This window comes from Paenibacillus macerans (genome assembly GCF_900454495.1).
GTDB classification, from domain to species: Bacteria; Bacillota; Bacilli; order Paenibacillales; family Paenibacillaceae; genus Fontibacillus; species Fontibacillus macerans.
Window position 1 is genome coordinate 4,847,828 of sequence record NZ_UGSI01000001.1, and the last position, 20,977, is coordinate 4,868,804.

At 43.2% G+C, this 20,977-nt stretch carries 19 protein-coding genes, 5 pseudogenes and 1 CRISPR repeat array; of the genes and pseudogenes, 9 read left to right on the forward strand and 15 right to left on the reverse strand.

Annotation, left to right across the window (positions count from 1 at the left end):
- Nucleotides 1-297 precede the first annotated feature (297 nt).
- The 3 genes from DYE26_RS21505 (at nucleotide 298) to DYE26_RS21515 (ending at nucleotide 2,780) form a co-directional block, all read left to right on the forward strand.
- Complete coding sequence (locus tag DYE26_RS21505; protein ID WP_036626970.1) at nucleotides 298-1,194, forward strand: MerR family transcriptional regulator; 897 nt, start codon at nucleotides 298-300, stop codon at nucleotides 1,192-1,194.
- A gap of 236 nt (nucleotides 1,195-1,430) precedes the next feature.
- Entirely contained in the window at nucleotides 1,431-2,210 is a 780-nt protein-coding gene (locus DYE26_RS21510) for a YajG family lipoprotein (RefSeq protein ID WP_036626972.1), read from the forward strand.
- 33 nt (nucleotides 2,211-2,243) lie between these two features.
- Nucleotides 2,244-2,780 carry a hypothetical protein gene (locus DYE26_RS21515; protein WP_036626974.1) on the forward strand — a complete coding sequence of 179 codons (537 nt, stop codon included), beginning with the start codon at nucleotides 2,244-2,246 and terminating at the stop codon, nucleotides 2,778-2,780.
- Between the two features lie 55 nt (nucleotides 2,781-2,835).
- Here the strand turns inward: DYE26_RS21515 and DYE26_RS21520 are convergent, their stop codons facing one another.
- On the reverse strand, nucleotides 2,836-3,306 hold the full coding sequence (locus tag DYE26_RS21520; protein WP_036626976.1) for a hypothetical protein: 471 nt from the start codon (nucleotides 3,304-3,306) through the stop codon (nucleotides 2,836-2,838).
- A gap of 91 nt (nucleotides 3,307-3,397) precedes the next feature.
- Here DYE26_RS21520 and DYE26_RS21525 point away from each other — a divergent pair, with 91 nt between their 5' ends.
- The gene (locus DYE26_RS21525) at nucleotides 3,398-4,153 is read left to right on the forward strand and encodes a hypothetical protein (protein WP_036626978.1); all 756 of its coding nucleotides are present in this window, start codon (nucleotides 3,398-3,400) and stop codon (nucleotides 4,151-4,153) included.
- A 170-nt stretch (nucleotides 4,154-4,323) separates the two neighbouring features.
- On the opposite strand, the gene DYE26_RS34310 is transcribed toward DYE26_RS21525, so the two are convergent.
- Nucleotides 4,324-4,560, reverse strand: coding sequence for a SunI/YnzG family protein (locus tag DYE26_RS34310; RefSeq protein WP_082208123.1), 237 nt, complete (start codon nucleotides 4,558-4,560; stop codon nucleotides 4,324-4,326).
- 5 nt (nucleotides 4,561-4,565) lie between these two features.
- On the opposite strand from DYE26_RS34310, the gene DYE26_RS21535 reads away from it, so the two are divergent.
- Entirely contained in the window at nucleotides 4,566-5,534 is a 969-nt protein-coding gene (locus tag DYE26_RS21535; protein WP_036626980.1) for a ParB/RepB/Spo0J family partition protein, read from the forward strand.
- Nucleotide 5,535: 1 nt separating this feature from the next.
- Nucleotides 5,536-6,459 carry a ParB/RepB/Spo0J family partition protein gene (locus DYE26_RS21540; RefSeq protein WP_036626981.1) on the forward strand — a complete coding sequence of 308 codons (924 nt, stop codon included), beginning with the start codon at nucleotides 5,536-5,538 and terminating at the stop codon, nucleotides 6,457-6,459.
- 64 nt (nucleotides 6,460-6,523) lie between these two features.
- Here the strand turns inward: DYE26_RS21540 and DYE26_RS21545 are convergent, their stop codons facing one another.
- From DYE26_RS21545 to DYE26_RS34915, 10 genes and pseudogenes are all read right to left on the reverse strand, one after another.
- The gene (locus DYE26_RS21545) at nucleotides 6,524-7,114 is read right to left on the reverse strand and encodes a Fic/DOC family protein (RefSeq protein WP_036626982.1); all 591 of its coding nucleotides are present in this window, start codon (nucleotides 7,112-7,114) and stop codon (nucleotides 6,524-6,526) included.
- A complete protein-coding gene (locus DYE26_RS21550; RefSeq protein WP_036626983.1) occupies nucleotides 7,107-7,331 on the reverse strand; it encodes a hypothetical protein in 225 nt (74 codons plus the stop codon). The genes DYE26_RS21545 and DYE26_RS21550 overlap by 8 nt, the downstream gene beginning before the upstream one ends.
- Nucleotides 7,332-7,453: 122 nt before the next feature.
- The gene (locus tag DYE26_RS21555) at nucleotides 7,454-9,877 is read right to left on the reverse strand and encodes a TOTE conflict system archaeo-eukaryotic primase domain-containing protein (protein ID WP_115311261.1); all 2,424 of its coding nucleotides are present in this window, start codon (nucleotides 9,875-9,877) and stop codon (nucleotides 7,454-7,456) included.
- Nucleotides 9,878-9,966: 89 nt separating this feature from the next.
- Entirely contained in the window at nucleotides 9,967-10,263 is a 297-nt protein-coding gene (locus tag DYE26_RS21560; protein ID WP_227877173.1) for a helix-turn-helix transcriptional regulator, read from the reverse strand.
- On the reverse strand, nucleotides 10,263-10,448 hold the full coding sequence (locus tag DYE26_RS34910; RefSeq protein ID WP_213511137.1) for a type II toxin-antitoxin system RelE/ParE family toxin: 186 nt from the start codon (nucleotides 10,446-10,448) through the stop codon (nucleotides 10,263-10,265). Before DYE26_RS34910 ends, DYE26_RS21560 begins: the two co-directional genes overlap by 1 nt.
- A 399-nt stretch (nucleotides 10,449-10,847) precedes the next feature.
- Nucleotides 10,848-11,138: pseudogene (locus DYE26_RS21570) on the reverse strand (glycosyl hydrolase 115 family protein); the annotation flags it as partial.
- Between the two features lie 643 nt (nucleotides 11,139-11,781).
- Nucleotides 11,782-11,949, reverse strand: a complete 168-nt coding sequence (locus DYE26_RS34320; RefSeq protein ID WP_227872977.1) for a SunI/YnzG family protein — start codon at nucleotides 11,947-11,949, stop codon at nucleotides 11,782-11,784.
- A 430-nt stretch (nucleotides 11,950-12,379) separates the two neighbouring features.
- Nucleotides 12,380-12,529, reverse strand: a pseudogene (locus DYE26_RS21580) (DUF2179 domain-containing protein); the annotation flags it as partial.
- A gap of 145 nt (nucleotides 12,530-12,674) precedes the next feature.
- Nucleotides 12,675-15,186: a CRISPR direct-repeat array (repeat unit 32 nt; unit sequence CTTTCAATCCACGCACTCACATGGAGTGCGAC).
- A gap of 170 nt (nucleotides 15,187-15,356) precedes the next feature.
- Nucleotides 15,357-15,647, reverse strand: coding sequence for a CRISPR-associated endonuclease Cas2 (cas2, locus tag DYE26_RS21585; protein ID WP_036626985.1), 291 nt, complete (start codon nucleotides 15,645-15,647; stop codon nucleotides 15,357-15,359).
- Nucleotides 15,648-15,722: 75 nt separating this feature from the next.
- Nucleotides 15,723-15,874, reverse strand: a pseudogene (locus tag DYE26_RS34915) (CRISPR-associated endonuclease Cas1); the annotation flags it as partial.
- Nucleotides 15,875-16,037: 163 nt separating this feature from the next.
- On the opposite strand from DYE26_RS34915, the gene DYE26_RS21595 reads away from it, so the two are divergent.
- Nucleotides 16,038-16,265 carry a hypothetical protein gene (locus DYE26_RS21595; RefSeq protein ID WP_036626986.1) on the forward strand — a complete coding sequence of 76 codons (228 nt, stop codon included), beginning with the start codon at nucleotides 16,038-16,040 and terminating at the stop codon, nucleotides 16,263-16,265.
- A gap of 59 nt (nucleotides 16,266-16,324) precedes the next feature.
- Here DYE26_RS21595 and DYE26_RS21600 read toward each other — a convergent pair.
- From DYE26_RS21600 to DYE26_RS21615, 3 genes and pseudogenes are all read right to left on the reverse strand, one after another.
- Nucleotides 16,325-16,991 (reverse strand): annotated as a pseudogene (locus DYE26_RS21600) (carbohydrate ABC transporter permease).
- A gap of 730 nt (nucleotides 16,992-17,721) precedes the next feature.
- Nucleotides 17,722-17,871: pseudogene (locus DYE26_RS21610) on the reverse strand (YitT family protein); the annotation flags it as partial.
- A 29-nt stretch (nucleotides 17,872-17,900) separates the two neighbouring features.
- Nucleotides 17,901-18,788 carry a helix-turn-helix domain-containing protein gene (locus DYE26_RS21615; RefSeq protein ID WP_036626993.1) on the reverse strand — a complete coding sequence of 296 codons (888 nt, stop codon included), beginning with the start codon at nucleotides 18,786-18,788 and terminating at the stop codon, nucleotides 17,901-17,903.
- Between the two features lie 469 nt (nucleotides 18,789-19,257).
- Here DYE26_RS21615 and DYE26_RS21620 point away from each other — a divergent pair, with 469 nt between their 5' ends.
- Nucleotides 19,258-20,085 (forward strand): multinuclear nonheme iron-dependent oxidase, encoded by an 828-nt coding sequence (locus DYE26_RS21620; protein ID WP_036626994.1) that lies wholly within the window; start codon nucleotides 19,258-19,260, stop codon nucleotides 20,083-20,085.
- Between the two features lie 9 nt (nucleotides 20,086-20,094).
- Nucleotides 20,095-20,961, forward strand: coding sequence for a hypothetical protein (locus DYE26_RS21625; RefSeq protein ID WP_036626996.1), 867 nt, complete (start codon nucleotides 20,095-20,097; stop codon nucleotides 20,959-20,961).
- The last annotated feature ends 16 nt before the right edge of the window (nucleotides 20,962-20,977 follow it).

Below are 20,977 nucleotides of genomic sequence, written 5' to 3' on the forward strand. Positions count from 1 at the left end.
TACAGTCTGGCGCAGTTGGGGTAAAGCACAAGATTCTGCAGCCGCCCCTATTCTGACGCCACTGTGGACGATATCTTACTTTCCTGGCTCACTCTTCTGCATAATTTCCGTCGATTTTTCCTCCCCCGCTTTTTCGTCCTCATGGGCGCCGTAGGGAATGGTACACGCGGCATACCAAAACTACGAAAACGAGATAGACATCCAACAGACAGGGAATGTATATAATTTTTCAAATTGCTTATAAAAGACTTGACTCCCCCCTTAGGGGTTAGCCGATTATTGTTGTGAGGTGATAAAATGCTTATAAATGATGCCTGTAAAAAAAGCAATCTTACGAAAAAGGCAGTAGAATATTACGAGGCCAAGGGGCTAATTTCTCCTGAAATTCTTGAGAATGGTTATCGGGATTATAGCGAAGCAGACATACTTACTCTCAAAGAAATATCGGTGTTGAGAAAGTGCGGGATAAGCGTTACGGATATTAAGAATATATTGTGTAGCAAAAATAAATCCGCTGCATTGGCAAAGTGCAAGTATGTTACAGAAATTAGGTTGCAACGGCTTCAAACGATTCAGCAATGTATGGACAATCTGATTCGTAGTTACGATGTTGAAAGAGAGTTTGATTATTTGCAAGCTCATGATGAAAATTTGCTCACTATAAAAGAAAGACTTGTATTGGCTTTTCCCGGTAACTATGGACTATTCTTGTCTTTGCACTTTGGCAGGTTCTTGGACGGAATTATTGATACCGATGAAAAGCGCAAAGCCTACAATGAAATCATCAACTATCTTGATGATTTGGAATTGCATATGCCTCCAGAATTATCTGAGTACTTAGAAGAAATTTTCACGTTGAACGAAAGACTTGATGTTGTACAACTTGAGAACACAACAAATAAAGCTATGGCTGAAATGTTAAATAATACGGAAAATTATTTATCCCAACACCATCAAGATATAGAAGAATATCATGCTTATCTGAAGTCAGGCGAATTTTTAAATTCTCCCATAGCAACCATGCAAAAAAAGCTGCGCGACTTCCAAAAACAGAGCGGCTATTATGAACGGTTAGTCAATAATATGAAAGTGCTTAGCCCCCATTATGCAGAATATCTTGCAGAGATAGAAACTGCAAATGAGCAGTTTTTTCGTGCGTTCCCCCAATCAAAAGAGATTTATGATTTGAATTAACCCTATACCCTCTTTGTATGCGAATGATCGTCCAACGCCATGAAGAAAAAACCGTTGTTACCGCGCTGAATTGATATACCAAATTGAGTGAAAATAGCCCAACGGCGGTTCGAATGAGCCGCCGTTTGATAACATTAATTTAACTTCTCTGTCGAATTTTGTTATCACTATGTGATTATTCTTCTTAGTTTCTAAGATATAATTTCTGTTAGGCAAGGTGAAAGGAGTCCAAAGAATTGAAAAAAGAAATTGGTGTAATGATGTTATTAAGTGTTGTTTTGCTTTCAGGATGTAGTTTGGATCACAGTGGAAATGCTAAGCAAGGGCTGAGTAAGTCTCCAAGTAATCAGGTAACAACGCAGCCCAAACAAGAGACCACTCAGGATACTACCGAGTCAGGGCAGGAAAATAAAAGCTGGTCTTCCGAGAATAATGAGGTTAAAATATCGCCTATTAAGGTCAATAAATACGGTACGACAGAAATTGTGTCTGTGGAAGTCAATGGTGTGAAGAAAGAGTTTAACTGGGATATTGCTGAAGAACCACGAGTTTTTTATACTGATGTAACGGGTGATAGTAAACCGGAAGCAGTCATAATTACGAATTTAGGAAGAGGCACTGAGACAAGTATTGATGAAATACATGTACTGAACAGTGAGAATTTATCAGAAATAAAAGTTCCAAGTGACGAAGAAATCGTTGCTGATTACATTGAATCGCATATTACTAAAAATGATGAAGGAAATGTAACGATTAAAGTTAAAGCAAACGGAGAAGATTATGAATTCACTCATGCTTTACCAGATCCAGATATGGAAGTTCAAAATCACCTTTTTTTCGGTGGTGTAGTAACGTATTCATTAGAGAATCAAAAAATATTTTTGAGAATTCCTGGGGGTATTGTGGCGACCGGGGTTCCTATGTACGTATGCAGCTTTCAAATCACATATAAATTCGATAATGTGAAGAACGAGTTTATTGTAGATCAAATGAAATTTGAAACTTATGAAGAATAGTATCGGATCGCTTTTGAAAGGAGAGATGCTATAGTGCGCCGGATATCGATTGTTGGTTTGTCTTTTGCTTTTTGCTTGATCCTGTTGGCGGCGTGTTCGAATCCAAGCCCTGTCGGCCAGGAAACGACCGGGAGCGCGGCGAACAATCCCCAAAGCGAAGCACCCGGAAACGAATTGACCGAGCAAGATATGAAGCTGGGCCAACTGGCCATTGGGCAGACGATGGACAAGGTCCGGGAATTGTTGGGTGAACCTTCCGAGGAAACGATAGCGCATGGCATCGGAGATCCCGAATGGATCTATAAAGATAAAGGCGTCGAGATCGATGGAGGAGGATATGTCTGGGGGATCCACGCGACAAGTCCCTTCTCGGGGGTCACACCCAGAAACATTGGTATAGGCAGCACGGTGGATGAAGTAAAAAAAGCCTACCCCGCTATTGAAACCTCGCCATTAGATGAAGGAATTTTAATCCAAAAATCAACGGACAACAAATATATGCTCCAGTTTTCCATAAAGGACGACAAAGTGGCCTTTATCGTGTTGGTCCAAGACCTTGTTATCAAATGATATGGGGTCTTGGACCTGCAATTACCGAGCAGACCTCTCAACAGCAAGCCATTGATCAATCATTCGGGATGACAACCATAACGACCGGCAGCACATAGTAGCGATCATTTTCCATTTTAACCTTCAAATTGGCTATGATCCTCCGAAGCATAGCTTCATCATCATCTTGTTCAACTTGCACATTTTCTTCAAGGGGAGTATAGGTCCCGTATTTTTTCTCAAATGCGGCGATCAGTTGCTCTCTCGCTTTATTCACTGCCTCTTCTAGCGACAACTTTGCCGCATTCTCGGGATACCGGCTGATCATTACATGCGGCATTCTTTCCACAATGCGTAATGCATCGGCGTCAGTTCCGTCATAATAGTGAACATTTCCCCCCAAGTACTTGGGAAGCAAAACTGATGGGAACAAAGAGATCCTCATGAAGTCGTTCAGGAGTTCTTGCAACCGATTCTTCATGTGCTTTGTTCTCAGACAAAGCGCAACCGGACACAACGAATAATAAAAAGATACCAATACCTGCAATTAATAGTTTCCTCAGTTAAGATAATGTAAATCTCATTTTTATGTTCTTTGATATAATTTCTGGCAGACCGATTGAAAGGAGTCCAAAGAGTTGAAAAAAGAAATTGGTGTATTGATAACCAGTGTTGTTTTGCTTGCAGGATGTAGTTCAGATAAGCCTGCAACGGTTACGCAAGGTGCTGGCGAGTCCCCCAGTAAACAAGTAACAACTCAGCCGGAACAAGAGACTAATGCGAAATTGCTTGGGTCTTCCGAGAACAAAAATGTAAAGCTTTATGAAACAACAGATGGAGTAATTGTAGACGTTAACGGCAGCCAAAAGAAATTTGATTGGAGAATATTGAAAGGAGTATCTAAACCAAGGGTGTCCTATGTTGATCTTACAGGGGATGGTAAAGAAGAAGTGGTCGTCATTCTTGTTACCGGACATGGTACTAATTTAGGTACTAATGAAGCTCATGTATTAAACGGAGAAAACCTTTCCGAAATAAAGGTACAAAATGTTGAGGAAATTCTTGCGGATTTAGAAAATGAAGTTAAACAAAATGGTAATGAACTGCTAATTAAAGCTAAAGCTCAAGGGAAAGAATACAAATTCAGCAAGAATGTCAGCGAGCTACCGCTAGCACATAAGGCGGATGATAAGTTTGAAAACAAACTTTACTTTGGTGATATGATTTTAAATGATTTAAAGGATCAGCAACTGATAGTTAACATAGGCGGATATGTATATCCAATTAATCGCGCGCTTCCTGATCACGTGTGCACTGTTCATGTAACGTATAAATATGATCAAGTTCTAAATGAGTTTGTTGCAGATCAAATTGAAGTTACCCCTGATGAATAAAAAAAGAAGCTGGCCCGCTCACTCCCTATTTACAGGTGAATCGTATAGTAAAAGGGGTTGTCCCGAGGGTCAAGTTTATGACCGTTTGGGACAACCCATTTAATGTGTTTAGTTATTTGGCAGGTCGGTGCATCCTGCATCTTTTTATGGAGATGAGCTGCATTCGAGTTTTACAAATACCCTTTAATCCTATTTATAAGTGTCTCGCCATTTGTGGTAAACAAGATATAAGTATTTGAAGTTGTTTTGATAAATATCCGATCCGTAGGACCGTAAGGGGTTCCGATTCTAATTGCATTTTTTTCTTCACCGCCGTACGTTTCATCAAACCCTACTTCTTTAATATCTTTTAAAAAGATTTCTGTCTTCGATAGCTGCCAAGTAATTCCTAGGTAGAAATGGGGGATGGCTAATGAATCTGAACAGGTTGGATTTAGAAGAGGTTGAAGAAGAAACAGTGAGAATGAAAAGCAAACTTGAGTGGGTATCCTTAGACCGCGTATTACCGAATCCGAAAAACCCAAGAAGAGACCCATCTGTCAGGACAAAAGAAATGCAAAACACCATAGAAACGATCGGATGGGAAGAACCTATCACTTGTTACGAATCTGGAAATAACTTTATTATTTTATCAGGCCATCCGAGATGGTATGCAGCAAAACAGTTAAAACAAAACAGGATACCTATATATATTGTAAAAGCCCCTAAAAGCGAAGCAGAAGAAATGGACCGAATTGGCTCAGTACAGGGGGGACAAGTAGAATGGAGTCCGTTTGATCAAATTAAATATACTCATGATAGGTGGATTGCTTCTGGAAAAATGTCTTTTCATGATCTTGCTAATGAACTGGGTATTTCTAAAGGCTTGGTAAAATCAAGAATTCATGTTTATGAATATTATCCCGAAGATGAGGTCGAAGAAAAGCTTAACAATCGAATGTACTCTATAACAATGTTGGATTACATCTATATTTGGATCAAGCGACTCAAGAATTATCATCCTGATATCGTGGAATCTTTAGGAGAGCATTATATAAGGCGATTGATGCTAAAAAAATATGAGCATAGATGTTTTAACAGTCAATTAGTTAATGATAAAACATTTGTTAGAATCGCAACTCCTGATGCTATACGTGAATTTCTTACAGATGCAAATAAAAAGCTGCAAGATTGCCAATTAGAATTGACATATTTTCGTAATGATAAAATCAATTATTCATTAATCATATCTGAAATAAAAAGTATTCGAATGGGAACAAATGATGAAACCGAAGAGATATTGTTTGAATTAGACAAGTTATTGACCTGTTTTGATCAAATGAAGATATATTTTGAGTCTAAAATTCATAGGATTGAGGTGAATAAATTTGGAGAACATTAAAATGATGACCTGGGCAAGTATAAATGAGGTCGTTCCAAATCCCAAAAATCCAAGAAGCAATCTTACTGTCAAGGCAGCAGAAATGCAACAGATTATTAAACAAAAAGGTTGGGAAACCGGCATCACCTGTTATGAAAAAGATTCAAAATATATCATTCTTTCAGGACATAGAAGGTGGTATGCTGCAAAAAAACTAAAGATTAAAAAGGTTCCCGTTATCATAGTTGAGGCTCCAAAATCAGATGATGAGGAATTGAAACGTTTAGGAAGTGTACAGGGAGGAAAAGAAGATTGGACAGACTACGAATGGGCTAAGTATACCTATGAAATGTGGGTCACTTGGGGCAAGTGTTCATTTGAAGAGCTCTCCCAAAAAATGAGAAGAAAAAATAGATGGGTTGCTGAAAGAGTACGGGTACTCCAATATTATCCTCATCATGAAATAGAAAAAGGGCTGATAGAAAGAACCCTCAGTTTGAAAGTGTTATATCGTTTAATCGGATGGTTGGAAAAATTATCAATTCAAAAGCCAGAATTAGTTGCTTTTTTCAATCTTGATTTGATTAGATCCACCATGTTGCAAAAGATTGAAAATAGATTAGTTAATATTTCGGATTTGAAAAATGAAGGATTCATTCGAGAGTCTAGCGACGAGCAACTGAAGAGTTTTTTACTAGACAATAAAAAGAAATTGTCAGACTATTTCCTTGAAATAAAAGATAATAATCATTTAACTATAAGAACAAAAAGTCAACCATCTCAACAAAATCTTCGTAATATTACATCATGTTTAAACCAAACAAATCTAGAAAACATAACAAATTTCCACGAAATGTTGATGCATATTAATATCATTAGAAATGAAATTTTAAAAAAACAGGGCCAACTAAAAACTCTACTACAGGGAGAGCCCTGTAAAAGTTGAACTAAAAGCCGCTTTTCTATGAGATTAACCTCAGATATAAATTCTTCTTTAAGAACAGTCTCAGCTAATCGGATCTATTTTTCAACAATACATTTAAAACATTTCTTAACTCAGTATTATTAATAGGAGACAGAATCATAGCGGACAATATCGTTTTAGGATCTACAGCGGTCCAATCTATTAAATATCCGGATTCGAGCCCCAGACAACGAATAAACTCGCGTTGAGTTCTACCGTTGCCTTCTCTAAAAGGATGAAGTACGTTTAATTCCGTGAGATAATATGTTAATTTATTTACAAAACCGTCAAAGGGTAAACCTTTTAAATAATTATCTTGTTTGAGTTCATTAAGCAGTTGATTGGTTTGATTAACCAAAAATTTAACTGTAGCAAAACGAAAATTACCCTTTGCAATATCTTCTTCACGTAACTCGCCTGCAAAAGGATATACATCTTTAAAAATAAACCTATGGATATCACACAAGTGCTTTAGATCATAGTTTCCTTTTAATGGCCTCAAGCCTAGAATTCTCAAGCGGTCTGCTGTCACCAACCGCTCAAATGCATCAAGCTGCTTTTGCTCTTTAAATCCAGGAATGTTAATTAATACATCACTACCTGGATAACAATACCTTGATTCCCCTAGCTCATACATTCTTAGCAATCTCTAAAGCACGGGCCAAAAACTCAGAATTACTAAGCCGCCCATTTGCCCTTTCCAATAACAAGAGATCTTCTTGCGCAGTGAAATGGATACCCTCAATTTTTAAGGACGCCTTGGCGTTCATTAGAGCAATTTTACTTTGGTTACGGGAATATCTTTTCATCACAGTCATCCCTTTTCTGCTCTTTCTTACCGCATTTATATGCATTAAGTTTGTCCACCTTTCCTACTCAAGATACCTGTTTTGCTTCAGTATAACATTTAAACTCACAAATCCACAATTCGCCGAAGTATGGTGACGCTGAATATATCTGGTGGGTAGTTTAACACCTACAAAAGCTCAATCCCCGTATACCCCATCGCCTTGTACCCCTTAACTCTTTTCTTGAACATACTCATTAAAATCGGAACCTGCAGATCTACATAATCGTATATCCGGACTTCCGTTTTATTTGAGTGTGAGCGATGAAGGCGGCCTGCGTATTGCTGTAGCGTTCCCTTCCATGAAATGGGGTGCACTAAAAATAAGGTGTCCAGCCGTGCATCATCAAATCCTTCGCCAATGAGTTTTCCTGTCGCGATCAGCACCCGTTCTTCATGATCTTGCACACTGGCGATTTTCTGCCGCAGAGCCTCACGCTGCTTCTTCCCCATTCCTCCGCGCAGTACAATGACATTCTTGGCGAACTTCTCAAGCCGATCTTGAAAATATTCTACATGGCTCGTACGTTCAGTTAGCAGAATTGGTGATCTGCCTTCGTCTAGACATTTCAGCAGATCGTCAAAGATCATTTCGTTCCTCGCTTCGTCAGTAACCAGCATCTGATAGATATCCTGTATGCCGGGATTTGATAGCTGTTCTGTTAACCGGAAAGTTGTGTATCTAGGGATGACTTTATGTTCCATTCCGCGGGAGGCTGCCTGTGACTTTGCATCTACCCGAAAACGAACCGGACCACATTGCATAGTAACAATGGGATGATGTCCATCTTGTCGAATGGGTGTTGCAGTCAACCCGAATACATACTTTGCTTTCGCCCTTTTTAGCACCTGCTCGAAGCTAAAAGCCGATACATGGTGGCACTCGTCAACAATAATTTGTCCGTATTCGCCGATATATTCTTTAACTACTCCCTTTTTATTCAAGCTTTGAATGACTGCAATATCAACCAGGCCAGTCCGCTTTTCTTTACCGCCGCCAACTATACCAATCTGTTTGGGATCGATATTCAAAAAAGTGCTCAGCCGTTCTTTCCATTGGTCCATTAATTCACGACGATGAACAAGCACCAAGGTGTTTATTTTTCTCCTGGCTATGATCGACGCAGCCACGACGGTTTTGCCAAAAGCCGTTGTCGCTGAAAGAATTCCCGTTTCATGAGCCAAAATCGACCTTGCCGCCGCATCTTGCAGCATCGTCAGAGTTCCATTGAATTCGAAATCAGTAGAGCTTCCCGCAACTCGCTCATCCGTGATCATCGGTTCAATGGAGTGTTGACGCAGAAGCTCCAGAACTTCCTGCATACACCCTCTCGGAAGCGCAACGTGTTTTGGAAAATCCTCCGCACAGCTAATCACACGCGGCTTACCAAAAGTAGACAGTCTCATCGCCTGGGTCTTGTAAAAGTCGGGATTTTGAAAAGTGGCCAAGCGAAAGATTCTGTTGACCATGGCTGGCGGCAGGCCATTTTTCTCGATATAGATCATATCGGATAAAACAACCTTAACAGTTGCAGGCAAAGGCCCATTAATCCGTTCATCGGCCTGGAAGCTTTGCCGCTGTTCCCAAGGATTCTCTTCTTTCGCATCCGTGTCCACGTATCCAACGTTTAGAATAGTTCCATTGCGTGCAGCCGTTTGGACGAAATCCATAACTTGTTGCCGATCCATTTTCTTTAGTTGAGCCAAGAACTTCCATTGATCCTCATAAGGCCGAAAATGATCATCGACAAAAACGCTATTACCCTTCTTTCTAGGAGCCCCCTGTAAGGGAAGCGCAATTAAATTCCCAAATCCTCCTCTTGGAAGGGTGTCCTGGTTTGGAAAAAGACGGTCATAGGAATCTAAGCCTACCTCATATCTCCGGCCCATAGTTAACGTTAGAATAGCACATCCAAGCTTTCTGGCCAGACTGGCGTCTATATTTTCTTCAAAAAAGATCCAAATATGCCCTCCCTCTCCCGAACGAGAACGTTCTAAAGCCGCGGGGATGCCATGTTCCCTGCACACCACCATAACAGCCAGAGCATCTTCCTGCCATTTTTGCTTATCGAAATCCATGGCCAGAAACCAACATGTCTCGTCTAGGAGCATGGGGTAGACCCCAATGGTTCGATTAACTCTCGAATCTAAATGTTGACTAACCACTTCGTCGGTCACAGGCAAAAAATCTTGATGCTGACATTCCGAGCATTTCACCTGCGGCTTCTTGCAAACCGCTGTCCACTCGTTTCCGCAAGCAGGAGAATACCCCGATCTCCCCGCTTTGTTTTCCCAGCGTATAGGGTAAACATCTTTCCGTCCTTTAAATAAACTGCGAAACAGTCCGATCTTCTCAGACGGTGATGAATAATTGTGAACCGAGTTAATCGTGTTGTCATCGAGCACGGCATCCTTAGTTCCATCATCCACAGTTTCAGCAATTGACGAGGTCGTCTGGTACTTGGATAATTCTTTTCTCAGGTTTTCGTTTTCTTGTTTTAATCGTTCAATTTCCAACAAGGCCAGCTGAAGCTTATGTTCAATACTGTTCATATCTCCTCCGGAAAATAAAAGCGAAAAGCCCAGACTGTTCCGGGCTGCTTGTTAAGATATTGAGTTGAACGTATGAAAAACATTACCTATTAGCCTATACTTACAGTTGCGGCCTCCTCCGCTCCATGCAAGCTTAGCTTCATCCCCAGAGCCATGGCTAATTTAAATACGGTATCTAAGCGGGGAATAGATCCGCCATTTTCAATACGAGCAATAGACTCCTGATGGAGCCCTACTTTATCGGCCAGTTCCTTTTGTGTCCATCCGAGTTCAATTCGTCTTTGATGAATAGCATTCACGAGTTGGGCAACCGCTTCAAGCTCATTCATCCGTATTGGATCTATAGACTGTAACTCCTTCTTTTTTTCACTCCAGTTTTTCATCATCAATCGCTCCTCCCTTTTCTCAATAACCAACTGTCCATTCGTTTTTTAGCAACCGCAATTTCCTTTGGAGGTGTCTTTTGCGTTGTTTTAGTGAAGTAGTGTAGAAGAACCAAATGATTTCCCTTCCATCCAAAAAAGAGAATTCGATTATGACATGGGCGTAGCTCCCATATATCACCTGAAATCCTTTAGTAAACCTCTCACCAGCTCGCGTTCCGCTCTCTTCTAATCGATTCAAACAGTAGATAATCTGTTCCAATTGAACCCTTGCATTCTTATTATTGAGCGCGGCAGCATCAAGCTCATCAATGAAGTCCTCAACTGGCTTGTTCCCATTCTCGTCCTCGTAAAATAATATAATATACAAATCTACTTCCATGTTTATAAGTATACTCTCTCCCCCTAATTATAACATATAGATCATAAATCATTGTAAAAAATCCAACAATGAAAAAAGCCTACTTGGTTGGCGGGCTTTGGGCAATCATCAAGAAGAACAAGCAAGTTTCTGTTCACGGAATCGGAATGACAAAAATATCTATTTCCATTAAGGCAATGAACCTCCTTTCGCATCACCCGAAAAGCTATACCACCCGCTGCGGATCCAAAACCCCCAGTTCAATCAGCTTCTTCTCTAACAATTCGGCAAGCCGGTCGTCAGGTAGCGGGTTGCGGTGCGTATTTTCCAGATAAATGTGTTTCTCCGTTTCTGGCATTAAGTACTCTTTGTACCAAAGAAACAGATCCGGGCTATCCCCATGCATACGAAGGAACGAGCGCAGCGTGGACGCATGATAGATGGTGTTGCTGATATTGGTCAGCCAGTCAGCGCGGTAGAAGTGCTCCCAATGTCCGGACTCAGCTGCGCGCAGGGCTTTCACATTTCGGTTTTCCATCCAATCAAGCAGACCTCATCGTTCACAAACCAGCCGCGATAAGCCACTGCCGCGGGCTGGGGACTTATTGGCCTTCGGTAAGTACAGGGATAAGAATAAATGCCTGCTGGCATTACAATGGCTCGGGCCAACCTCAACGTTCTCCTTCGCCTGCAATATCCTCTATAGATTCCAAATAGTGTATATAAAGTTAGGCTTTAGGCTTAAATAACTATGATATTCATGTAGTTCATGCTAAGGATTTATCTGAAATTAAAGTCCAAAGTTATGAGGACATTGTTGCCAATCAGATTGAAACGCATATTGCTAAAAATGATAATGGTACGTTAGCGATTACAGTTAAAACGCAAGGAAAAGAATATAGCTTCGATTTTGGTTTTGATCCAGCGCCGGATGACAATCAAGATCAGCTTGGCTTCGGCGGTATATTTATTTATGTATTGGAGAATCAAAAAATAACATTAAACCTCTCGGGAGCCGTTCCCGGAACTACCGCATATGTGTGTGATTTCAAAGTCACATATAAATTCGATAGCACAAAGAATGAATTCGTCGCGGATCAAAGTGAAGTTAAGCCTATTGAAAAATAGAAAAAAGCTTGTCCAATTTGGGGCAAGCTTTTTTAAGTTGTTTTGATAAATACCCGATCCGTAGTACCGTAAGGGGTTCCGATTCTAATTGCATTTTTTTCTTCGCCTCCGTACGTTTCATCAAACCCTACTTCTTCAATATCTTTTAAAAAGATTTCTGTCTTCGATAGCTGCCAAGTAATAATGAGTCCCCATCCTATGACCTCCTCCCTCTATAAACTGATGCGCGTATAGCCCTTAACTTGATTTTTCATTATCCAATTTCAGCGGCGCAAGTACTATTTTCAGCAAAGTATTTTCTGGTCAAGATAACGAATACAATCGTAAATAAAATAAACATGATGAAAATAAGAGAATAAACAACTTGGTTAACTAAGAAAGTCCCAACTGAGTACTCTGCCGATCCGGTAGATATTTGCTAGCAGTTGTATAGGGAAAGATAACATTACCGCGTATCCAAAACTCATTATATTGATTTTCACAAAACTCTTAATAGTAACCATCTCCTTGTTGCTCCATAAACAAATTATACCAGGTCGAACTTGAGCACACAGTGCTATCAGCGTCTTGCCAACTTACTTATTGAGAAACAAAAAACCACAACCAAATAAGGTTGCGTTTTTTTGTCACTCACTTCGAAATATCCAAAAACCCCTCGCCAAACACATCCCGCACGTCGTGAATGGTGATAAAGGCGGATTTGTCGATGGATTTGACAATCTTATTAAGCGTGGACACCTCTTGTTTGCTGATAACGATGTATAGGACCTCCGTTTCCTCCGTCATTCCCCCGCCCGTACTTTTCCTCTCTATCCCCGGCTATTTAAGGACTGAATATTTCTCAATCGTTTGACCGCTTGTTCGAGAAAAAGCTCATTTTGCTGGTGCGACTATGTCCGGGTATTCCGCCGTGAGCGTCGCATAACTTTCAATCCACGCACTCACATGGAGTGCGACGTAAGCATGGGTATGATGTTCGCCGACTTGTGTTCTTTCAATCCACGCACTCACATGGAGTGCGACGACCGCTTGGCCAGCTGCCAGATAAAGTTGCTTAACTTTCAATCCACGCACTCACATGGAGTGCGACTTTATGCGTTTTGCGTGTTCGGCTTCCGCCAGCGCTTTCAATCCACGCACTCACATGGAGTGCGACTTGATGGAATTGTGCGTTCGTCGTCAGCTTTCGAGATTTCTTTCAATCCACGCACTCACATGGAGTGCGACGCCAGACCTCGTTATCGTCGACGATCCGTCTTCGCACTTTCAATCCACGCACTCACATGGAGTGCGACGGACGTGGGGAAGGCGTTTGATAAGCGCCGGGATCTTTCAATCCACGCACTCACATGGAGTGCGACCGTACGCCCGTCTGCTACCGGGTCGCTGTCCTGATGTCTTTCAATCCACGCACTCACATGGAGTGCGACAAATATATTAAACAGGATGCCGAATCATGTTGGCTTTCAATCCACGCACTCACATGGAGTGCGACTTTGAAGGGCTTCGCTGACCCGGAGACGGGCGAGACCTTTCAATCCACGCACTCACATGGAGTGCGACAAGGTAAGGACGGGAACGAGGATATCCGAGCCTGCTTTCAATCCACGCACTCACATGGAGTGCGACGAGAGCACCGTAAAAGTTGCGCCAATATCTTTCTCTTTCAATCCACGCACTCACATGGAGTGCGACTTTGAAAACCCATGCGCCATATGTAAGGTAAAGCTTTCAATCCACGCACTCACATGGAGTGCGACTTGTCCAGACGTGGAAGACGCCATAAAAGCTACGCTTTCAATCCACGCACTCACATGGAGTGCGACGATGTCACGTTTTACGTGTCGTAGGTCCGCGAGGGGCCTTTCAATCCACGCACTCACATGGAGTGCGACGGCCAAACGAAATCCTGCGGCTGTCTTGGCCGACTTTCAATCCACGCACTCACATGGAGTGCGACGTTATTCCTTGTCTGCGATGTTAGGGATCGCAACCGACTTTCAATCCACGCACTCACATGGAGTGCGACGCTTCCTCCGCTAGAACCATATTGGTGATACGCGGTCTTTCAATCCACGCACTCACATGGAGTGCGACACGGACCCGGCGACTACATAACGCTACGACTACGACTTTCAATCCACGCACTCACATGGAGTGCGACGGCGGACTTCGGAAAATATCTCCGCGAGCTCGGCCTTTCAATCCACGCACTCACATGGAGTGCGACTGCAGCGCATTCAGGACGAAATTGACGTGTTGGCGCTTTCAATCCACGCACTCACATGGAGTGCGACGCGATAACATCGTTCACTAAGCCGGTCATTTGGCCCTTTCAATCCACGCACTCACATGGAGTGCGACTAAATCTCATTGTCCTTGTCTCTCCTTTATCTTTTCTTTCAATCCACGCACTCACATGGAGTGCGACGTTGCACAGCAACATTTAAATGCTTGGCTCGCCGCGCTTTCAATCCACGCACTCACATGGAGTGCGACGCCTCATTCACGTAGTCGCTAAGTCCGCCCCAAGCTTTCAATCCACGCACTCACATGGAGTGCGACCTTATCAATGCGCGTAATATCGCAACGTACTATCTTTCAATCCACGCACTCACATGGAGTGCGACGCTTTTCTCCGCGCTTGATCGGGCGTCAAATCGCTCTTTCAATCCACGCACTCACATGGAGTGCGACGATAATCGACCGCTGGAGGTCGGGAAATGTACGCCGCTTTCAATCCACGCACTCACATGGAGTGCGACGCGGTCCGCCGGATCAATGATGTTTGGCCCACGCACTTTCAATCCACGCACTCACATGGAGTGCGACGTTTTACAATCACCGTGACCCATGAAATTAACGGTCTTTCAATCCACGCACTCACATGGAGTGCGACAGTCACCTTCGCCGCGATTTTTTAGATCGGTATTTATCTTTCAATCCACGCACTCACATGGAGTGCGACTATGTTGAGGTTTGTGGAGAAGATGAATTTGATTGCTTTCAATCCACGCACTCACATGGAGTGCGACACCTGCCATGATTCAAAGAATTACGAGTGACAATCTTTCAATCCACGCACTCACATGGAGTGCGACGGCTTTGGAACGGAAACATTGATGGTGGATGGGAACTTTCAATCCACGCACTCACATGGAGTGCGACTTTGACTTTTGATAATGTTGATTTCCCCAAGTACACTTTCAATCCACGCACTCACATGGAGTGCGACGTGCCGAAATCCACGTGATCTTTAAGCTTTTCGTCTCTTTCAATCCACGCACTCACATGGAGTGCGACATGATGACCGCGATATAGCCCTTCTTAGCCGCGCGCCCTTTCAATCCACGCACTCACATGGAGTGCGACTAAATGCTGTTCGGCAGGTCTTCCAGGTTGTTGCTTTCAATCCACGCACTCACATGGAGTGCGACAGCGGGCCATGCGAATCCTTGTGGCACAAGGCCTCGTAAGCCCAAAAGTGCGAACCCATTTTGCGAGCACGAAATTTTTCCATTAATTTTAACCAAAATCTCTACAAATCCTTTAATGACGCGGGGTGCGAACCTCCCAGGGATTTTATGTGCGCTTGGGGTTCGCACCGCTAGAAGATAAGCGGCTCCTCTAAATCTATCGATGGCTTGGCCCCAATATGCTCTACTTTGGTTTTGTAGTTATTGCCCAACCGATAAAATCGCAAGCTATCTTTTTCTTCATCAATTAACTGGGTTAACTCCAATTTCAGAGCAGTGAACTGGGCTGCATTCACAATGCACTCAAACACGGAATTCTGCACCCGCTGCACGTAGTTCTGACATGCCTTAGCCACTTTCCGGAGCCGCGCGGCCCCTCCCACGCCTGTTGTTTGAACATCATAAGTAATGAGTACAAGCATCCCGACTCACCTACTGCCATAAAAATGGCGGGTACTCATCTAAATCGCCGCGCAAGAAACGGGCCAGTAATAAGATTTGTGGTTATAGATCTTCGTTGCTTCCTCTTCATTATCAGAAATTCGGCTGCATCTTTCGCAAAACGACATTTCCCCCGGCTTTCACCGATCACTCTTGCCAAGAATCTCCCGCTTTGTGTCAAGAAGGGGATGGAAATATTACGATCAGCATACAACCTAGTTCTATTTTACCGCAAGATTTGTCATAATTCACCAATATACGGCTTCATTATAATAAAAAGCAATCCCAACAAGCCAGTCGCTTAGCTATACACTTCTCCAGTTGTAATAGTATAATTTAACCGTACTTAGAACTGTAATGAATGGGGAGATTTGTTTGACGCCGATGCTGAAAAACAAATGGTTCCTTCAAGGATTGGCCCTCCCTCTGCTTTTCTCCTTTCGGCCCTGATTCACCTCTCTCAAAAAGACTCTTATAGTAAAATTTCCGATCTTCATATTAAACAGCTAAGTGAAAAAGAACACATTGAAATCCTCGATGTCGCAATAAAAAACGACCTGAACAAGCCCTTTTCCTATGTTTATTACAAGCGGGGGTGAAAGTAGGGGCATACTATATAAGCGTTATTAATGATAAGCTGGTTTACGGCAAAGACCATTTAATGATCACGCTCCTCTTTGAACGATTTGGTCCGTCTGAATTGAAAAAAGGCGAAAGCGATCACAATGACTCCGATTATCAAGGAAATGGTCGCCGCCATATTGTAGTTGTTTGTCTTAAAGGTAAGCTGATACACCCAGGAAATCAAAATATCCGTCCCGCCGGCCGTCTGCCCGCGAACCGCGGGGCCGCCGCCATTGAACAAATAAATGATATTAAAATTGTTAAAGTTGGCCGTATATTGAATTATGAGCAACGGCGCGGTGGCAAACAGCACATGCGGCAGCGTAATATAGCGGAATTTCTGCCAGCGCGTCCCGCCGTCCACATCGGCCGCTTCATAGGCATCATGGGAGATGCCGCTTCGGCCGCTGCCAGCCGCCGGCGATGAGCTCGGCCTCTTTTTTGGCATCCCTGATGTTGACAATGTAGATCATGGCGGCTATCGCCAGCAAAATAAGCGACAAAAGCCCGTACACCAGTAAAAAAATCGAATGATCCACTTTGGGAATCGTCCCCAGCGTGACCATCCCCCACAGACCTAGTCCAATAAAATCCGCGAAGGTGATGATAAACGCAAGCTCTAAAATAATTAGAATGATCCCTTTGATATAACTGCGGTTGTACAACTGCCCTAATCCGGCGAACAGAATGGACAGCCCCATCGCCAGCCAGGGGCGATGCGCCGGCTTCTCCCGGGCTGCATAACCCTCTTTGTGCGCCGGATTGCGCAGCTCGCCAGCATTGCGTTCCTTCACGATGAATTCCTCCCGGTACGAAATAACAAGCTCAAACAGCCGACGGCTGGCGCCGCTTACCGGCCGGAAGCCTTGATCTGGGCGGCAATCTTTATAAAACGAATCATAATGACGGGGCTTTAGGCTATGCTATGGATTCCATGAATAGAGCTGCCGAATCCAGCCCAGAGGCGGGTGAAGCTTTAAAAGCAAGCACAAGCAGAGGCCAAAAAGCAAGCCAAAGCGGAACAGGAAGCATCTCTGGAGAAAGTGCGCCGTCAAAAGGCTGCGGAGGCGAAGGAGGAAAATAGAGCACCGGCCGCCTCACCACCCGCAGACACTATAGAAATTAGTGCGGAAGGCCGCAAATTCAGCACGAAACTTTTTAAGAAAGTGGCGCTCAGCATGCAGGTACTGCTAAAGCCGTTATGTCCGAGCCTAAGTTATATTCGCCACAAGGCGATATAAAAGTAATGGAAAGTGTCCTCACATAACGATAAAGGCTTGAATCACCCATGGAATATAACGACAAATGGCTTGGGGGATGCCTCCTGCTATCTATGCGGCTTTCACGATCAGCTCGCGGTGTACATCATCATATGTCCAGAGCGCCTGGAGCTTTTACAAGCCGCGCATTAGCCCAGGATGCTATATTGGCTCACTTCGAAATATCCAAAAACCCCTCGCCAAACACATCCCGCACATCGTGGATGGTGAGAAACGCGGCTTTGTCGATGGATTTGACAATCTTTTTAAGTGTGGATACCTCTTGCTTGCTGATGACGATGTACAGGACTTCCGTTTCCTCCGTCATTCCCCCGCCCGTACTTTTCCTCCCTATCCCCCGCTATTTAAGGACTGAATATTTTTCAATCGTTTGACCGCTTGTTCGAGAAAAAGCTCATTTTGCTGAAGCTCAAATATCCGGGCGCTCCTATCGAAGTAATCCAGGGTCGCGCTCCATTCTTTCAAGTGCTCATGGTTATAACCTAACTGGTAGTAAAGCTCTCCTAATAAATAAGATATTTCATAATCCCGGCATAACTGTACGGCCTGATCGCACAAGCAGTTGGATTCTTCATAACGTTCCAGTTTGGCCAATACCTTGACGGTATTGTAAAGGACTTTTATTTTTAACGTCTTCTCCTTCAACACTATCCGTTTATTTACATATTCTGTTGCTTTCATCAACATAGCCAAGGCATCATCGTAATTGCCGTGCTCGCAATAAATGATACCCATACTGTTAATGATCTCGATTTCCCGTTCGGAATGAGTGTAAGGATTGGCGGTCAGGTCCAGCGCCTGTTCGAAAAGTGCAATGCTTGCCTCATAGTCCTTTAATATGTAATAGTGGCAAATCCCGTCGAGCCAAAGGAGCAATTGTTTGAACGGGATATTCCGGGCCATTTGACGGTTCTTCTTCTCGGCCTTGACAAGTTCATAAATCTCCTCATAATTACGCTCGCGAAGCAGCCGGTTAATCTGATAGTTTAGCTCCTGATAATGATCAAAACTCGGATACTGAAGCTTCTCCAATATATAATCGAGCGGAATATTGAGTTTCTGGCCAATTTTAAATGCAATCTCCAGCGAAGGGATTACCATTCCCGTCTCGACTTTGCTGATGAAAGCCTGTGTGCATATACCTTCAGCCAATGCATGCTGGGACATCCGCAAAGATATTCGAAGCTCACGAATTAATGCCCCAAGGTTCTCCTCCATTGCATTCAACTCCTTCCAGTCGCTCACTGGTCATATGAATTAAAATCTTGCAGCAATCAAGCTAGCATTTTTTTTAATGTACTCAACTCTGAGAATCTATAAAATATAACTATTTTTATATTGATGGTTATTTGTTTAAGAATAATTGATATAACCCGGACTTTTTAGAAAAAAATTACTGAATTTCTTAAATTCACAATTTTTAAATATAGGATATTATCAACTAAGAGAAAGCGCAAGCTTTTTGCAAATACCAGATAACCATCCATTTCTTTTACAGCCCTATGCACAAGCTTATTACTTCCTAGCTCAATTCCCACGAGGAGGTTATATGAGTGCAGAAAAATAATTTATTGTCGGTGCTGCCCCTTATTTATCATCTTGCATATATACTTGGTACCCAAGACCTTCCATTTCAACACTAAGTTTTCCCAAAAGCCTATTTCCTGATCGTAAGGAGGAGCTCTAAATGTTTAATGAAATCGGTGTAGGCGTGTTGATTCATAACTCGCATCGGTATGAAGAATACGTTAAGCAGATTGACGATGATGTGGATGCCTACGAAGTAGTCATGGGACAATTTATCGAAGAACCCGAAGAACTTCGAATTTTGAAAGCGCAGCTTAATAAGCCGATTATTCTGCATACTATCGCTCTTTCGCTTGGTACGGATGCCCCCGTGGATACGGCCAGTATAAGTAGAGTCAACCGCTTTTTGAACATACTTGATTCTCCCTGGTACGGGGATCACATCTGCTTCACTGAGGTGCCCGGAAATCCATCCAATGCGCTGCTTCCACCTATCTTGACAGAGGAGTCGCTGCAAATCTTCCTAACGCGGCTGCATGAAACTTCCCGGCTCGTCGGCAAGCCGCTCGTTCTTGAAAATACTGTTATGCATTACAATCCCATCGGTACAATGACCTATCCGCAATATATTAACCGAATTCTCAGCGAATCTGACGCCGGTCTGCTGCTAAGCATTCAGAATATCACCAACTCGTGTCAGCGTTACTATCCGCTTGACCACTATGCCTTTATTGACAGTCTGGATTTGGACAAAGTTGTGGAAATTCATTGTACGGTCGGCAGCGATAAGAAATATCAAGAAGAAGAACATCAGGATCTGAGAGCAGATCAGCAGCTCCACATGGAACTCATTGAATACTTGGCCAAGACAAAAAAAGTACGGCCCAAAGCTTTCATTTGGGAATTGGAAGACGGGCTTGAGCATTTTCCGGAAGCAGATGAACTTAAGGAAAAAATTCAATGGGTCAAACAACTATTTTTTCAATGAGGAGGAAATATGGCGATTATTAATTTACAGCGGTTTATGGTTGCTTATGTACGCGATATTACGCTCCGAAACCAGTTCACTCAGAACAAAGAAGCCTATTATGCCCAGTTCGAACTCACTTCTTCCGAACGTAAACTAGCCGAACAAATCGATTACTCCATCTTACAGGTGACTGCCGAGAAAATGCTAAAGGACCGGATTGACCGCCGGGAGAGCGAGTTTCAGGAGTTCTTCCGCATTCTCCGCCTGTTGGATGAATACGAGGAATTTGTCTATGAGTTCGCAGTTCAGTATCCGCAAGGGTCGCTCTCCAGGAAATCGGAAGCTGAGCGGCTATCGGCTTTCGCAGCCGCGTATATACGTAAGCGCAGCCTGCCGGATATCCTGCTTGAGCTGATGGAATATTCCAGGCTCGCGGCGGATATGACATATTCGTCCAAGCAATCCCCACGTGCTGCCGGTCCTTTGATTCTGCCACGGAACCAGAGGCTTTACTTGCGGGAGCCGTATGCGGTCCGTAAATTCCGCTATGACCTTGTCCGTTTTCTTGAGACCGTGGAATCACGAGACGATGTGGAAGCCTTCCCGGCTCAAGATTGTCTCTTGTTCTTCCAGAAAAGCTACAGGAATGCTCTTTCGTGCGTCATTTTGGAAGTTGACGACGAGACCCTACTGAATCTGCTAAAGGAAGGCCTCAGTTTCAATACGATTCTTCTCCACGCGCCGAATAAGGAAACCCGGGCAAACTGGGCAGACAGCATCGAATATCTGTTCCAGGAAGGCATTCTGGGATTGGACGATGCCGATGATACCTTGAAAGGAGGTGAAAACAATGAAAAAAGTGATCGTTCGTACGACATCCGCCCCAGTGGATAAAGACAAATCCACCAAG

Coding starts and splice junctions, on each gene's coding strand:
- DYE26_RS21505 (WP_036626970.1), top strand. CDS start 298: ATGCTTATAAATGATGCCTGTAAAAAAAGCAATCTTACGAAAAAGGCA.
- DYE26_RS21535 (WP_036626980.1), top strand. CDS start 4,566: ATGAATCTGAACAGGTTGGATTTAGAAGAGGTTGAAGAAGAAACAGTG.
- DYE26_RS21540 (WP_036626981.1), top strand. CDS start 5,536: ATGATGACCTGGGCAAGTATAAATGAGGTCGTTCCAAATCCCAAAAAT.
- DYE26_RS21545 (WP_036626982.1), bottom strand. CDS start 7,114: ATGTATGAGCTAGGGGAATCAAGGTATTGTTATCCAGGTAGTGATGTA.
- DYE26_RS21550 (WP_036626983.1), bottom strand. CDS start 7,331: ATGCATATAAATGCGGTAAGAAAGAGCAGAAAAGGGATGACTGTGATG.
- DYE26_RS21555 (WP_115311261.1), bottom strand. CDS start 9,877: ATGAACAGTATTGAACATAAGCTTCAGCTGGCCTTGTTGGAAATTGAA.
- DYE26_RS21560 (WP_227877173.1), bottom strand. CDS start 10,263: ATGATGAAAAACTGGAGTGAAAAAAAGAAGGAGTTACAGTCTATAGAT.
- cas2 (WP_036626985.1), bottom strand. CDS start 15,647: ATGCTTGTACTCATTACTTATGATGTTCAAACAACAGGCGTGGGAGGG.
- DYE26_RS21615 (WP_036626993.1), bottom strand. CDS start 18,788: ATGGAGGAGAACCTTGGGGCATTAATTCGTGAGCTTCGAATATCTTTG.
- DYE26_RS21620 (WP_036626994.1), top strand. CDS start 19,258: ATGTTTAATGAAATCGGTGTAGGCGTGTTGATTCATAACTCGCATCGG.
- DYE26_RS21625 (WP_036626996.1), top strand. CDS start 20,095: ATGGCGATTATTAATTTACAGCGGTTTATGGTTGCTTATGTACGCGAT.